The 14,057-nt window shown below is 68.4% G+C and carries 13 protein-coding genes and 1 pseudogene; 7 read left to right on the forward strand and 7 right to left on the reverse strand.

Annotated elements, in window-relative coordinates; translation table 11 throughout:
* Window positions 1–9: 9 nt before the first annotated feature.
* From QM619_RS02575 to QM619_RS02590, 4 genes and pseudogenes are all read left to right on the forward strand, one after another.
* Complete coding sequence (locus QM619_RS02575; RefSeq protein WP_415104003.1) at window positions 10–1,569, forward strand: amino acid permease; 1,560 nt, start codon at window positions 10–12, stop codon at window positions 1,567–1,569.
* Window positions 1,570–1,659: 90 nt separating this feature from the next.
* A pseudogene (locus tag QM619_RS02580) lies at window positions 1,660–1,860 on the forward strand (alpha-amylase family glycosyl hydrolase); the annotation flags it as partial.
* A 170-nt stretch (window positions 1,861–2,030) separates the two neighbouring features.
* Window positions 2,031–2,324, forward strand: a complete 294-nt coding sequence (locus tag QM619_RS02585; protein ID WP_415104005.1) for a hypothetical protein — start codon at window positions 2,031–2,033, stop codon at window positions 2,322–2,324.
* Window positions 2,325–2,588: 264 nt separating this feature from the next.
* The gene (locus QM619_RS02590) at window positions 2,589–2,996 is read left to right on the forward strand and encodes a hypothetical protein (RefSeq protein ID WP_415104007.1); all 408 of its coding nucleotides are present in this window, start codon (window positions 2,589–2,591) and stop codon (window positions 2,994–2,996) included.
* A 9-nt stretch (window positions 2,997–3,005) separates the two neighbouring features.
* Here QM619_RS02590 and QM619_RS02595 read toward each other — a convergent pair whose 3' ends face one another.
* Window positions 3,006–4,766 (reverse strand): DEAD/DEAH box helicase, encoded by a 1,761-nt coding sequence (locus QM619_RS02595; protein WP_415104009.1) that lies wholly within the window; start codon window positions 4,764–4,766, stop codon window positions 3,006–3,008.
* Between the two features lie 63 nt (window positions 4,767–4,829).
* Between QM619_RS02595 and QM619_RS02600 the strand changes: the two genes are divergently transcribed.
* Window positions 4,830–5,258, forward strand: a complete 429-nt coding sequence (locus QM619_RS02600) for a hypothetical protein (protein ID WP_415104011.1) — start codon at window positions 4,830–4,832, stop codon at window positions 5,256–5,258.
* Window positions 5,259–5,710: 452 nt separating this feature from the next.
* Here the strand turns inward: QM619_RS02600 and QM619_RS02605 are convergent, their stop codons facing one another.
* The 3 genes from QM619_RS02605 to QM619_RS02615 all read right to left on the reverse strand — a co-directional run bounded on the left by QM619_RS02605 (window position 5,711) and on the right by QM619_RS02615 (window position 6,921).
* Window positions 5,711–6,127: a type II toxin-antitoxin system VapC family toxin gene (locus QM619_RS02605; RefSeq protein WP_415104013.1), complete on the reverse strand. Its 417-nt coding sequence runs from the start codon at window positions 6,125–6,127 to the stop codon at window positions 5,711–5,713.
* Complete coding sequence (locus tag QM619_RS02610) at window positions 6,124–6,357, reverse strand: type II toxin-antitoxin system Phd/YefM family antitoxin (RefSeq protein ID WP_415104017.1); 234 nt, start codon at window positions 6,355–6,357, stop codon at window positions 6,124–6,126. The genes QM619_RS02605 and QM619_RS02610 overlap by 4 nt, the downstream gene beginning before the upstream one ends.
* A gap of 114 nt (window positions 6,358–6,471) precedes the next feature.
* Window positions 6,472–6,921, reverse strand: coding sequence for a hypothetical protein (locus tag QM619_RS02615; protein ID WP_415104019.1), 450 nt, complete (start codon window positions 6,919–6,921; stop codon window positions 6,472–6,474).
* 220 nt (window positions 6,922–7,141) lie between these two features.
* On the opposite strand from QM619_RS02615, the gene typA reads away from it, so the two are divergent.
* The gene (gene typA / locus QM619_RS02620; protein ID WP_415104021.1) at window positions 7,142–9,004 is read left to right on the forward strand and encodes a translational GTPase TypA; all 1,863 of its coding nucleotides are present in this window, start codon (window positions 7,142–7,144) and stop codon (window positions 9,002–9,004) included.
* Between the two features lie 769 nt (window positions 9,005–9,773).
* On the opposite strand, the gene QM619_RS02625 is transcribed toward typA, so the two are convergent.
* Entirely contained in the window at window positions 9,774–10,652 is an 879-nt protein-coding gene (locus QM619_RS02625; protein ID WP_415104023.1) for an SDR family oxidoreductase, read from the reverse strand.
* A 33-nt stretch (window positions 10,653–10,685) separates the two neighbouring features.
* Between QM619_RS02625 and QM619_RS02630 the strand changes: the two genes are divergently transcribed.
* Window positions 10,686–11,888: an arginine deiminase gene (locus tag QM619_RS02630; protein ID WP_415104025.1), complete on the forward strand. Its 1,203-nt coding sequence runs from the start codon at window positions 10,686–10,688 to the stop codon at window positions 11,886–11,888.
* Here the strand turns inward: QM619_RS02630 and QM619_RS02635 are convergent.
* Window positions 11,885–12,973 carry a branched-chain amino acid aminotransferase gene (locus QM619_RS02635; RefSeq protein ID WP_415104027.1) on the reverse strand — a complete coding sequence of 363 codons (1,089 nt, stop codon included), beginning with the start codon at window positions 12,971–12,973 and terminating at the stop codon, window positions 11,885–11,887. The genes QM619_RS02630 and QM619_RS02635 overlap by 4 nt on opposite strands.
* Before the next feature lie 68 nt (window positions 12,974–13,041).
* Window positions 13,042–14,022, reverse strand: a complete 981-nt coding sequence (locus tag QM619_RS02640; RefSeq protein WP_415104029.1) for a zinc ribbon domain-containing protein — start codon at window positions 14,020–14,022, stop codon at window positions 13,042–13,044.
* Between the last annotated feature and the right edge of the window lie 35 nt (window positions 14,023–14,057).

The raw sequence follows: 14,057 nt of genomic DNA on the forward strand, positions 1-14,057 counted from the left end.
GGTAGTCCGATGAGTGTTTTCCGCACCAAGTCGATCGAGCAGTCGATCGCCGACACCGACGAGCCGGAGTACCAGCTCAAGAAATCGCTGACCGCACTCGACCTCACCGTCTTCGGGGTCGGGGTGGTGATCGGCGCCGGCATCTTCACCCTGACCGGACGCGTCGCGCACGAGATGACCGGACCGGCGATCGTGCTCAGCTTCGTGGTCGCCGCCGTCTGCTGCGCGCTGGCCGCCATGTGTTACGCCGAGTTCGCCTCGACCGTCCCGGTCTCCGGGTCTGCCTACACCTTCAGCTACGCCTCGCTCGGCGAGGTCTTCGCCTGGATCATTGGCTGGGACCTGATCCTGGAGATGTTCCTGGGCGCCAGCGTGGTGGCCCAGGGCTGGAGCGCCTATCTCGGCGTGCTGCTCGGCAAATTCGGCGTCGTGCTGCCCGATTTCCTGGCCTATGGCGCCAGCCCGTTCGGCCTGACCAAGGGCATCGATCTGATGGCGGTGCTGCTGGTGGTCGGCCTCGGTGTGCTGATCACCGTGGGCATCAAGGAGTCCATGCGGGTGAACCTGGTGCTGGTCGGCGTCAAGCTGTTCATCGTCTTGTTCGTCATCGTCGGCGGACTGATGTTCATCAATCCGGCCAACTACACGCCGTTCATTCCGGACGCCGCACCGGTCGCCGCCAAGGGCTTCAGCTGGACCCAGCCGCTGATCCAGTGGGTGACCGGCAGTGCGCCGGCCGTGTTCGGCTGGGGTGGTGTCTTCGCCGGTGCTGCCCTGGTCTTCTTCGCCTACATCGGTTTCGACGTCGTCGCCACCACCGCCGAGGAGGCCCGCAACCCGCAGAAGGACCTGCCGGTCGGCATCATCGCCTCGCTGACCATCTGCACCATCCTGTACGGCGCGGTGTCGCTGGTCGTGGTGGGCATGGTCAACTACGCCGACATCGATCCGAGCGCCGCGCTGGCCAACGCCTTCGCCCATCACGGACAGGGCTGGATGGCCACTCTGATCTCGGCCGGTGCGGTGGCCGGCCTCACCACCGTCGTGCTGACCTTGATGATCGGCGCCACCCGGATCATCTTCGCCATGTCGCGCGACAACCTGCTGCCGATGGGCCTGGCGAAGGTGCACCCGAAGTTCCGGACGCCGTGGCGGGTCTCGATCGTCGTCACCGTCGCCTGCGCCCTGTTCGCAGGCCTCACCCCGATCGGCATGCTGGAAGAGATGGTGAACATCGGGACGCTCTCGGCATTCATCCTGGTGTCGATCTCGGTGGTGTTGCTGCGCCGCCGGCGTCCCGATCTGCCGCGCGCATTCAAGGTGCCGTTCTCGCCGGTGCTGCCGATCGTCTCGGCACTGATCTGCTTCTACCTGACCCTCAACCTGTCGTTGGAGACCTGGCTGCGGTTCCTGATCTGGATGGCGGTGGGCTTCGCGATCTACGCCGTCTACGGCTATCGCAACGCCCGGCTGGCGACCGGCAAGACCCTGCCGCACGACGGAGAGCGGGGCGCTGTTCAGCCTGATCGGAAGGCCGGCGGACGCCGACGGCCGGGTCTGGGTCGATGACGATTTCGACATGCTGGCAGAACGAACTGGCCGCACGCGCGGTCGACGCCCTGGCCGACCTGATCGCGGGGCGAGAGCTCGCCGTTCCGGGACGCCGGCCACGACGTCTCCGACTACCTCACCATCGCGCCCCGCTACGGCACCATCGACGACATGATCGCGTTGATCGAGGCTGCCAGGACCCGCGGCATCCGGGTGCTGCTCGACCTGGTCGCCGGACACACCTCGATCGACCACCCCTGGTTCGTGGCGTCCAGCAACGACCCGGACGACGACCGCTACGTGTGGGCGGACGTCCCAGGTGAGGCCTTCGTGCCCGGCACCGGACGCCGGCCCGGCTGGTATCTGAAGAACTTCTTCCCCGAGCAGCCGCGCTCAACTTCGGCTATGCGCGGCTCGACCCGGCCGAACCCTGGCGGCAGCTGCCGGACGCCCCTGGGCCGCGCCGCAACCGTGCGGCGTTGCGCGAGATCATCGCTTTCTGGCTCGACCGCGGCGTCGCCGGCTTCCGGGTCGACATGGCCTTCTCGCGCGTCCTGCCCTGGCAGGACGAGTCCGAGCCGAGCTACTTCGACCCCGAGGTGGCCGAGGCGGACGGCGTCGCCGCGTTGCGCCGGCTCCTCGGGCTGTGGGAGTCGCGGCTGGCCGAGGCCGGATCGCGTCGCCTCTGCCGCAGGATCCGGCGGCCGACCGTCCGACCGTTGCGGCACAGACCGGCGTCCCCGGCTCGGTGCTCAGCACCGTCCGTGACCTGATCGCGCTGCGACGCGCCGTGCCAGCATTGCGCACCGGCACCTCACGGACGGTGGTGGCCGACGGCTACCCGTTCGTCTACCTGCGCGGCGATTCGCATCTGGTGGTGATCAACCCGCGCGAACAGGACGCCTGCGTACAGGTTCCGGCGCTCCGCGGCCGCGGCGTCCGGCGCTCGTCGTCATCTCGGGGCCGATCGCGAGCGGGAAGAGCACATTGGCGTCCGCGTTGGCCGAGAAATTGCGCGGTCGCGGACTCAATGTGGCTTGACCGACCTGGACACCGTCGCCGAGATGGCGCTGCCGACGTTGCCCGACTGGGAGTTGGCGCATCGCGTGCACGCCGAGTTGGTGGGTGCCTGGCTGCGGACGAATGTCGACCTGGTGATCGACGAAGGCACGTCGACGCGGCATGAGGTCGATCTGGTCCTGGCGCAGGTTCCGGACGGCAGGCACGTCCGGCACGTGGTGCTCACCGCGGACTTCGATCGTTCGTTGCGACGGGCGCAAGGCGAGCCGGCCCGCGTGCTGAGCAAGCAGCCCGACTTCCTGCGCCGGGATCATGATCGCTACGCGAAGGAACTGCCCCATCTGCCCTGCGATCTGCGGCTGGACGTCGAGGGCCGCCCGCCTGATGAGCTTGCGTCCGAGATCGTCGCCGCCTTCGGGCTGTAGCGAGCCCGACTACGACCGCCAGCGGCGAATCATCGCGATCCGCTCGTCCACCTGTTCGGTGGTGGCGCGGGCCAGCGGCGGACCGCCGCATTGCCGGCGCAGTTCGGCATGCACGTGACTGTGCGGACGTCCGGTGGCGCGGGCGTATTGCGCGACCAGGGTGTTGAGTTCCTTGCGCTTGGCTTCGAGCGCGCGATGCAGCGAGACCTCGGTCGGGACCTTCTCGCGCTTGTCGGCCCGATCGTGGCGATTCACCTGACGCCGTTGCCGCTCCCGCAGCAGATGGCCGATTTGATCGGCCTCCAGCAGTCCCGGCAGGCCGAGGTAGTCGGCCTCGTCGTCGGAGGTCGGGACGGCATGCATGCCGAACTGCTGCGAGTCGAACAGCACATGGTCGAAAGTGGCCTCCGAGGTGAGCGCCTCGAAGCTCCCCTCCAGGTCGTCGGAGGCGTTCTCGGTGCGGTTGGCGGCGGCGAGTTCGGCGTCCGACTCCTCCCAGAGCTCCTTGCCGGCCGGCGGGCCGAGGACGTGATCGCGCTGCCGCTCCAACGTCGACGCATGAGCCAGGATGATCGGCACCGTCGGCAGGAAGACCGTGGCCAGTTCGCCGCGCCGCCGGGCCCGGACGAAGCGTCCCACCGCCTGCGCGAAGAACAGCGGCGTCGAGGTCGCAGTCGCATACACGCCGACCGCCAGCCGCGGGACGTCGACCCCCTCGGACACCATCCGGACCGCCACCATCCAGCGGTCGGCGCTGTCGGCGAAGGCCTCGATCCGCTTGCTCGAACCGGGATCGTCGGAGAGCACCACGGTCGGCTTCTCCTCGGTCAGCGAAGCCAGCACCTTCGCGTAGGCCCTTGCCTGCGTCTGGCTGGACGCGATCACCAGTCCGCCGGCGTCCGGCACGTGACGGCGGACCTCGGTGAGCCGCCGGTCGGCAGCGGCGAGCACGGCCGAGATCCACTCCCCTTTCGGGTCGAGCGCGGTGCGCCAGGCCTGCGCCGTGACGTCCTTGGTGAGCAGCTCGCCGAGGTTGGCCGCGAGCGTCTCGCCCGATTTGGTGCGCCAGCGCATCGGTCCGCCGTAATTCATGAACACCACCGGCCGGACGACGTGGTCACGCAGCGCCTCGGCGTAGCCATAGGTGTAGTCGGCGCGAGACACCCGAGCGCCACCGGGCTGCTCGTCGTAGGCGACGAACGGGATCGGGTTGGCGTCGCTGCGAAACGGCGTCCCGGTCAACGCCAATCGCCGCTTGGCAAGCCGGAACGCCTCCGCGACCGCCTCACCCCAAGAGAGCGAGTCGCCGGCGTGATGCACCTCGTCGAGGATCACCAGGGTGTCGTCGCGGGCCACCATCGCCTCGTAGCTGAGCATCCCGGCGGCCACCCCGGCGTAGGTGACGGCCACCCCGTCGAACTGCCTGGACCGGCCGCGCCGGCGTCCGGCCAGCCCCGGATCGAGCTGCATGCCGACCTTCGCGGCGGCGTCCGCCCACTGCACCTTGAGGTGCTCGGTGGGTGCGACCACGATCAGCTTCTTGACGGTCCGGTCATGCAACAGCTCGGACGCCACCCGCAGCGCGAACGTGGTCTTGCCGGCGCCGGGCGTGGCGACGGCGAGGAAATCGGTGGGTGCCGCGTCCAGATACCGCTGCAGCGCCTCGGCCTGCCACGCTCGCAGCTTCGCCGACGTGCCCCAGGGCGCCCGCTGCGGGAACGCCGGGGAAAGCCGGTCGATGGCCGAGTGACTCTGGGCAGCTGGACACATAGATGAGCGACCTTAGCTCAGAGCTAGCGGACGCCGACACCGGGGGTGGTCGCGTGCCGCGACTTGACCGACACTGAGAGGGGACGGGTGCGCCGAGGCACCGAACTGGGTCAGATCGTCCGAGGCGGGGGCCTGGAGGCGGCTGCCGCGTTCTGGTGCTCGCAGGGTGGCATCGGTTGGCCCGATCACCTGGTGTTCTATTCCTCGGCCGGCGCGATCATCGGCCATTTCGATACCGCGTCGATCGGAGTGACGGCCGGACGCCAAGCGGTGCAATCCCAGTCGATCAGCACGAAGGGAGTGGTCACGGCCCACCTCATCGCGGTTCCGCTCGCCGGCGACAACGAACTGTGGGGCAGCGCGGGCGCGAAGCTCACCTTCACCTGGGACGCCAAGAAGAAGGTCGTCCGCACGTCCACGAAGATCTACAGCGACGTCAAGGGCACCGCGGCAAAGGTGGTGAAGCTGACGAAGGCGGGCAAGGTCACCTAGGCCAAGAAGTACACCAGCAGCAAGATCGCGAAACAGCTGGCGTCCGACTGGAAAGGTATTCTGAAGGCCAACAAGAAGGCCAAGCGGAAGGGTTCGATCACCGTCGGTGCGTGCGGCAGGACTTTCACCACCAAGGGCACCGACTTCTTCAAGGAATTCGTTCCCTACGGCGCGCGAGGGTGTCTGGTCACCTACACCTGGCCGATGGACAAGGGCGATGACGAGCAGTATTCGAGCATGTATCTGATGATCCTCGATCACAAATCCTCGGACGTCCATTGGTCCTCGTGGTACGCCCGGTCGATGATCGGCATCGCCGGGTAGACGCTGCCCGGCACAGCGGATCCGCCAGGCTGCCTCAGACCGCGGAGCCGACTCGTTCCCGCCTGACAAGGGAAGATAAAGTTAACCTACATCAATGTAGGCTACATGAGTGAAGGTTAAGTCCGGCTCTACGCCCGCGTATCGATCGTCGCGGACACCGCGGCGTCGAGGATCAACCGGTCGCGCGTGACGAGCGGAACATTGTGTCGAGTCGCCTGCGCGACGAGCATCCGGTCGAAGGGGTCGCGGTGCGCCCACGGCAGGCCGCCGGCCCGGACGGCATCAGTGTGGTCGATCCCGAGCGGCGTGGCTCGCAGGTCGTGAAGAGTCTGATCCCACGAATCCAGTAAGCGTTCTCCGCCGAGCAGTTTTCCCTGCCGTACTTTAATCGCAATCTCCCAAGCGGTTACAGCAGAGACCAACAACTCAACCGATCCGTCGCCTAATTCCGCCAGCACGGCCGGCGCGATTCGAGTCGGCACGATCGTCAGATCGAGCAGTGTGCAGGTGTCCAGCAATAGGGTCCGGGGATCTCTGCCGCTCACTCGCTTTCTCCCCAGTCGGCAAGTTCTTCCGGAGTCATGGCCGTATCGAAGTCGTCGCCGATCGTGATCAATCCGGCGAACTGCCCGAAAGTGCGCGCTGGCGGCTCGACCTTCGACAGGACGGCGATCGGACGTCCGCGGCTGGTGATCGTGATGCTCTCGCCTGCCGCCACCTCGACCAGCAGCGCGTTGAGCTTTGTCTTGGCCTCGGTGGTGCTGACGGTCTTCATGCAGTCAGAATAGAACAATTCAGACCCGGTTAACAGATCCGAACATCGGACGACCCACGCCGGGACCCGTGCGCGAGGCGCGGATCCCGGCGTCCGATCCAAGGTGACGGACCGCTATGCCCAGACCTCACGCGCGTCCCGGTAGTAGGTGACCTGATCCCATGACGTGCAGTTGGATCCGAAGAAGCTGCTGCGACAGGCCTGCACCTTGAAGGTGTACGGAGTACCCCACCAAGCGTTCCTCAGTCCCCACCAACCGCCGCCCTCGCCGCTGCCAGGCACCCTGCCCTGCGACTCTGCTCGTCCTGGACGCGACCAGCGAAGCTGATAGAAGTCGTAGTTCTGATTGCCCCAGTACTGGACGATGATCCGGCCGTCGTAGGCGGTGTACACGCGCATGAACACGCAGTCACCGGAGTAGGCGTTCGGACCGCCGTGTCCATTCGTCGTCGTCCCGATGCACTGCTGGGCCGCGTTGGCGGCCGGCGCCGACGGGACCAGCGTGCAGAGCGCCACGATGCAGGTGACGACGGCGATCCGCAGGACATTCAAAGTCGTGCGCATAGTCGAGATACCTACTCCAAGCTTTGGTGGTCGCGAGGTGCCACCTGCGACCCGGATCCGGGATGGACCCCTTTGGCTGACGGATGGAGAAGGTGGCCCGTTGATGCATCGGATTGCGGCTGGCTGCGCGACCCCGGCCGGTCTCGGCGGACCCGGCCCGCGAGCGGCGTCCGGCCGCAACCCGTAGAATCGTCCGGTTGCCCGACCGAAAGGCCCCTGCATGACCGTCCGCGCCGACCTGCGCAATGTCGCCATCATCGCCCACGTCGACCACGGGAAGACCACCTTGGTGGACGCGATGCTGTGGCAGTCCGGCGCCTTCCGCGCCAACCAGGATGTCGAGAAGCGCGTCATGGACTCGATGGATCTGGAGCGGGAGAAGGGCATCACCATCCTCGCCAAGAACACCGCCGTCGATCACGTCCTCGCCGACGGTTCCACGGTGACCATCAACATCATCGACACCCCTGGTCACGCCGACTTCGGCGGCGAGGTGGAGCGGGGCCTGGAGATGGTCGACGGCGTCCTGCTGCTGGTGGACGCCTCCGAGGGCCCGCTGCCGCAGACCCGGTTCGTGCTGCGCAAGGCGCTGGCCAAGCATCTGCCGATCGTGGTGGTGATCAACAAGGTCGACCGCGCCGACGCCCGGATCAGCGAGGTCACCGACGAGGTGTACGAGCTCTTCCTCGACCTGCTGGACGACGACGAGGCCGACAAGCTCGACTTCCCGGTGGTCTACTGCGCCGCCAAGGCCGGACGCGCCTCGCTCACTCAGCCCGCGGACGGCGGCATGCCCGATTCGGAGAACCTGGAACCGCTGTTCCAGGTGATCATGGAGTCGATTCCGGCGCCCACCTACACCGAGGGCGCGTCGCTGCAGGCGCACGTCACCAACCTGGACGCCTCCCCTTACCTGGGCCGGCTGGCGCTGTGCCGGGTGATCAACGGGACGCTGCGTCGCGGCCAGAACGTGGCCTGGTGCAAGGCCGACGGCAGCATCACCACGGTGAAGCTGTCCGAGCTGCTGATGACCCATGCCTTGGAGCGCCAGCCGGCCGAGCAGGCCGGGCCGGGTGATATCGTGGCGATCGCCGGCATTCCCGACATCATGATCGGCGAAACCCTCTCCGATCCGGAAAATCCGCAGCCGCTGCCGCTGATCCACGTCGACGAGCCGTCCATCTCGATGACCATCGGCATCAACACCTCGCCGCTGGCCGGCCGGTCGGGCAGCAAGCTCACCGCGCGCCTGCTGAAGGCCCGGCTGGACGCCGAACTGATCGGCAACGTGTCGATCAGGGTGCTGCCGACCGAGCGTCCGGACACCTGGGAGGTGCAGGGCCGCGGTGAGTTGCAGCTGGCCGTGCTGGTCGAGATGATGCGCCGCGAGGGCTTCGAGCTGACCGTCGGCAAGCCGCAGGTGCTGACCCGGGTGGTGGACGGCAAGGTGCACGAGCCGTTCGAGCGGCTCACCGTCGACATCCCGGAGGAGCACGTCGGCACGGTGGCCCAGCTGATGGGCACCCGGCGCTCCCGGATGGAGCAGATGATCAACCACGGCACCGGCTGGGTGCGGATGGAGTACGCCATCCCGGCCCGCGGCCTGATCGGCTTCCGCACCGAGTTCCTCACCCAGACCCGCGGCACCGGGATCATGCACCACGTCTTCGAGGGCTACGAGCCGTGGGCCGGCGAGATCGTCACCCGCTCCACCGGCTCGCTGGTCGCCGACCGGACCGGCGCGGTCACCTCCTACGCACTGTTCAACCTGCAGGAGCGCGGCGTGCTGTTCGTGGCTCCGTCCGACGAGGTCTACCAGGGCATGATCGTCGGCGAGAACCCGCGCAACGAGGACATGGACGTCAACCCCACCAAGGAGAAGAAGCTCACCAACGTGCGCTCCTCCACCGGCGAGGAGCTGGAGCGGCTGATCCCGCCGCGGGTGCACTCGCTCGAACAGGCGCTGGAGTTCTGCCGCGGCGACGAATGCCTCGAGGTCACCCCGTCCCACGTCCGGATGCGCAAGGTGATCCTGGACGCCAGCGAGCGCGCCAAGGCCCGCAACCGAGCCAAGAAGGCGTAGGCAGCCATCCCCATCCAGTGCCGCGGCGCTGGATGGGTGACGGTGGTGCCGCCGTTCCCTTTTAGGTGCGTGCCGACCCGAGCCCCCGCCCGTCCCCCCCCCGGGCCGATCTCACCATCGGTGACGACTGGCCGGATCGGTGACCACTGTCATGAAATAACACGAAAGCCGTCACCGAAGGTGAAAGCAGACACCGATGGTGAGATCGGCGAACCAAATTGGCGAACCAAATTGCGGAGAGCCGGGTCCTGGACGCTCCCCCAAGCGTCCTGACCCAGCTCCATCCGTCTCGCCACTATGAGCAGCTCCCCCCAGTTCCTGCTCCATGGCGGGTGGCCCCCCCGGCACGAGTAGAACTCTGCCGCGCCATGCTCAACGGCCAGTGAGCAGAACCTCAAGACCAGCCCAGATTTCCCTCTGCCTTGGCCCGTGGCGGGCAGATGCTCCCACCCAGCACCGCGCGGCGGCTGTGATGACTGGGTGGAGGTGTCGCTGTCCCTTTGAAGTTGAAGTGCCGGGGACGCGGTCCGTTCCCCGATCCCTGGGCGTCGACCACCCGCGGATCTCACCATCGGTGACGACTGGCCGGATCGGTGACCACTGTCATGAAATAACACGAAAGCCGTCACCGAAGGTGAAAGCGGGCACCGATGGTGAGATCGGCGAACCCCAGACGACACCCAAGCACCGCCCGGATGAGGATGCCCGCGCCAACGACCACGCGATCAACGATGCGGACCACGGGAGTTCCCGGACGCCGCTGTGGCCCTCATCCCGCGCGTCCATCTGAACCAAAATTGCGGAGAGCCGTGTCCCGGACGCTCCCCCAAGCGTCCTGACCCGGCTCACCCAACTGCTGGATCCCCGCTGGCCGGCTGAGGTGCTCCGTCCGGGCCCATTCCTCGACCGTGGTCGGGTCGATTTCGGCGTCCGGGCCGGGCAACAGGCTGCCGTCGGCGAAGCCGGGGATGCCGAAGCCGCGTCCGCCCGGGATGGTCAGCTGGATCACGCGGACCCGAACCCCGCGGGCGCGCCAGAGCCGCCGGACCAGCTCAGCCAGACTCATCGGTTGGGGTCCGGCCAGTTCGACCCGGCCGTCCGGAAGCCCTTCGAGCGCTGCTCGGGCCAGCCGGGCGGCGACCGCGTCGGTGGACACCGGTTGCATCCGCATCGTCGGTGCCACACCGACCCGGCCGAACCGTCCGAGACCGACGCCGGCATAGACCTGATCGGCGAACGTGTACCACTGCGTCGTGCGGACGATGCCCACCGGCAACGCCGCCGCGCGCAACGCCCGTTCCTGCGCCAGCTTGCCCTGGTAGTAGCCCATCCGGGCCAGTCCCGGCCGGTCGATGCCGACGATAGACACCGCCACCAGCTGGCGCACATCGGCCCGTCCGGCAGCCACCGCCAACCTGCCCGCGGACGCCTCGAAGGTCGCCACGCTCCGGTCGGCGGCGTCCGAGCAGTCGATCACCGCGTCGCTGCCGTCCAGGGCACGAGCCAGATCGTCCGGCCCGGAACGACTCAGATCGAAACCGGTCCGGCGCGATAGCGACACCGCGGACGCTCCCTGCTCACCGAGCGCCCGGACCACCCGCGCTCCCAGCCGTCCGGAGCCACCGACCACCGCCACACGTCGCGTCATGGTCCCCATCCTGCACCGGTAGGGTGAGGCACCATGGCTGAACACTTCCCGCACGGCGTCCGATCCGAGGTAGGACGGCTGCGCACCGTCATGCTGCATCGTCCGGGCAACGAGTTGCGCCGGCTGACCCCACGCAACAACGACGCACTGCTGTTCGACGGGCTGCCCTGGGTGGATCGCGCGCAGGAAGAGCACGACGCCTTCGCCGACGCGCTGCGCAGCCGCGGGGTCGAGGTGCTCTACCTGAGCCGGCTGCTGATCGAGACCCTCGCCGAAGCGGACGCGCGCGCGGCCGCCATCGCGCACACCATGCGCGATCTGCGGCTGGGCGACACCCTGCGCCGCTACCTGACCGACCTGTTGAGCGATCAGGGTCCGGACGAGTTGGCCGAGATCTTGATGGCCGGGTTGCGCAACGACGAGGTGTCCGGCACCGGCAGCCTTGTCGCGGCACTGCACGCCCCGGACGAGTTCCTGATCGACCCGCTGCCAAACCTGCTGTTCACCCGCGACTCCAGCGTCTGGGTCGGCGACCGGGTCACCGTCACGTCGCTGGCGATGCCGGCTCGGCAGCGGGAGACCCAGCTGACCGAGCTGATCTACCAGTTCCATCCCAGGTTCGCCGGCACCGAACGGATCCATGGCTGGGACAAGGAGTTCCTCGAGGGTGGCGACGTGCTGGCGCTGGCCGAAGGCGTTCTGGCCGTCGGCGTCGGCGAGCGCACCCGTCCGGCCGGCGCCGAACGGCTGGCCCGGACGGCGTTCGCCCACGGCCTGGCGCACACCGTGCTGGCGGTGCCGATCGACCAGGACCGGGCCACCATGCACCTCGACACCATCTGCACCATGGTCGACACCGACGCCATGGTGATGTACCCCAACGTCGCGCACCGGCTGGCCGCCGCCACCCTGAAGCCGGACGCCGAGGGCGGCGTCCGGGTCGAGCCGCTGCGTCCGTTCCTGGACGCCGCCGCCAGCGCGATGGGGATCGAGCGGCTTCGGCTGATCGACACCGGCCTCGATCCGGTGACCGCCGAGCGCGAGCAGTGGGACGACGGCAACAACACCCTGGCCATCGAGCCCAAGGTCGCCATCGCCTACGAGCGCAACACCGAGACCAACGAGCGGCTGACCGCGGCCGGCATCGAAGTGGTGGCCATCGCCGGCTCCGAGCTGGGTTCCGGACGCGGCGGCCCCCGCTGCATGTCCTGCCCGATCAGCCGGGACGCGCTCTAGACCCGGCGCAGCCAGCCGTGGCGGTCCTCGGCCAGGCCGTACTGGACGTCGAGCAGATGCGCCCGGATGGCCTGGCTGATCGAGCCCGGCGTCCCGTCGCCGACGGTGAGGCGGCGATCGGCGCCGTTGACGCCGGGTGCCGCGAAGCCGACCACCGGGGTGACCACGGCCGCCGTGCCGCAGGCCAACACCTCGGTGATGCTGCCGTCGGCGACGCCGTCGAAGACCTCGTCGATGGCGATCCGGCGTTCCACCGGACGCAGCCCGTGCTCGGGCGCGAGGGCCAGGATCGAGTCGCGGGTAACACCGTCCAGGATGGTGCCGGTCAATGCCGGGGTGACCAGTTCGCCGGCGGCGGTGACGAACATGATGTTCATCGTGCCGCACTCCTCGACCCAGCGGTGCTCCGCGCCGTCCAGCCAGATCACCTGCTGGCAGCCGTGCGCGGCGGCCTCGTCGGCGGCAGCCAGGCTGGCCGCGTAGTTGCCGCCGCATTTGGCCGCGCCGGTGCCGCCCTCGGCGGCACGGGTGTAGTTGGGGGTCGCCCACAGGCTGACCGGTTCGGGGTAGTACGGCCCCACCGGGGTGGCGATCACGCAGAAGGTGTACTCTTTGGCGGCCCGGACGCCGATCAGCGTCTCGCTGGCGATCTCGAACGGCCGGATGTACAGGCTCTGCTCACCCTCCGGCGAGGGCACCCAGTCTCGGTCCAGGTCGACCAGTTCGGTGACCGCGGCGACGAAGTCGGTCTCGTGCAGGGGCGCCATCGCGAGCCGGCGCGCCGAGGCCGCGAACCGGGCGGCGTTCTTCTCGGGACGGAACAGGGCGACCCCGCCGTCCGGCTGCCGGTAAGCCTTCAGCCCCTCGAAGATCTCCTGGCCGTAATGGAAGGTGGCCGCACCGGGGTGCAGTTCGAACGGACGCCGGGCGACGATCTCCCGATCGTGCCAGCCGACGCCCTCGGTCCAGATGGCCAGCGCCATATGGTCGGCGAAGTAGGCCCCGAACACCGGCTTCGCCACGATCGCGTCCCGCTCGTCGGCAGGGGTCGGGTGATCGGTGCGGGTCAGGGCGAACGTCGTCATGGCCGCAGATTAATGCGGCCGGAAGTGGGCCGCTGCCGGCATCCCACACCGCGACCCGACGTCCGGCCTCACCGGGTGAACAGGACGATCTCGGTCAGGCTTACCTGCGATTTCGCGTTGTCGTTGGCCGGTGCGGCCAGGATTCCGACCTTGACCGTGCTGACCTCGCGGGTGTCGTCGGTGGCGACGGTCAGCCATTCGTCATTCGTCACGTCGGCCTCCACGCAATTCCCGTCGCCCACCTGGACGCCGATCTTGCTGGGGCGACGCTCGAAGTCGCGTTGCGGATTGTCCTTGTCGAGGCCGGGATAGATCGTGACTTGGGCGATTCGGGTGGGTTTCGCGAGCTGCAGGGTGATCCATCCGGCGCATGACGCCTTCTTCTCGTCCCAGGGCAGCGTCAATGCCTCGAAGGTGCCATCGATCAGGGTGGCCGGCTTGGCCTTCTTGTCCGCGCCGATCGCGGCCGCGACGCTCGCCGAGGCCACCGGCACCGCCTGGTAGGTGCGGTGCGCGTCGTCCCAGGCCTGGGCGATCTTCGGGGACGAGGCGGCGGCGAAGCCGACCAGCACGATCAGTGCCGCGATTCCGGCGCCGGCGGTCGCCATCCGGCCCCGGTACCAGCCGGGGACCGCCTTGTCGTACCCGGCCGAGCCACCGGACGGCGCGGGACCGGTCGGCGCCGGACCGGACGGCGAGGCGGGCGGGCCGCTCCACGGATCGGCCTGGTCGAACAACAGGCCGCAGCGGCGGCACAGATGGCGTCCGTTCGGGTTCCCGGCGCCGCACCAGGTGCAGTACCGGGGCCAGGACGGCTGCCCGGCGGCACTCGGCGTCGGCTCGACCCGGGTCGGCGGAGCGACCGGGACGGTCTGCGGCTGCTGCACCGGCAGCTGCGTCTGGGCCGGCGGCGCGGACGCAGCGGACGCCGGGGAGGCGGCGGAGGACGCACGATCCCACGCCAGGAACGCCTTGCAGTTCTGACAGAATTCAGCGCCCTGCCGGTTTGCGGCCCCGCAGTTTTCACAGATGAGTTCGATGCCGTCCACCTCCCATCCATGTGTGCGCCGCCACTCTATCGCCC

The sequence above is a fragment of the Micropruina sp. genome (genome assembly GCF_047606665.1).
Classification (GTDB): Bacteria; Actinomycetota; Actinomycetes; order Propionibacteriales; family Propionibacteriaceae; genus Micropruina.

Excerpts from the sequence above, each read along its gene's own strand:
- QM619_RS02625 (WP_415104023.1), bottom strand. The coding sequence starts at position 10,652 with ATGACGCGACGTGTGGCGGTGGTCGGTGGCTCCGGACGGCTGGGAGCG.
- typA (WP_415104021.1), top strand. The coding sequence starts at position 7,142 with ATGACCGTCCGCGCCGACCTGCGCAATGTCGCCATCATCGCCCACGTC.
- QM619_RS02610 (WP_415104017.1), bottom strand. The coding sequence starts at position 6,357 with ATGAAGACCGTCAGCACCACCGAGGCCAAGACAAAGCTCAACGCGCTG.
- QM619_RS02635 (WP_415104027.1), bottom strand. The coding sequence starts at position 12,973 with ATGACGACGTTCGCCCTGACCCGCACCGATCACCCGACCCCTGCCGAC.
- QM619_RS02615 (WP_415104019.1), bottom strand. The coding sequence starts at position 6,921 with ATGCGCACGACTTTGAATGTCCTGCGGATCGCCGTCGTCACCTGCATC.
- QM619_RS02630 (WP_415104025.1), top strand. The coding sequence starts at position 10,686 with ATGGCTGAACACTTCCCGCACGGCGTCCGATCCGAGGTAGGACGGCTG.
- QM619_RS02595 (WP_415104009.1), bottom strand. The coding sequence starts at position 4,766 with ATGTGTCCAGCTGCCCAGAGTCACTCGGCCATCGACCGGCTTTCCCCG.
- QM619_RS02575 (WP_415104003.1), top strand. The coding sequence starts at position 10 with ATGAGTGTTTTCCGCACCAAGTCGATCGAGCAGTCGATCGCCGACACC.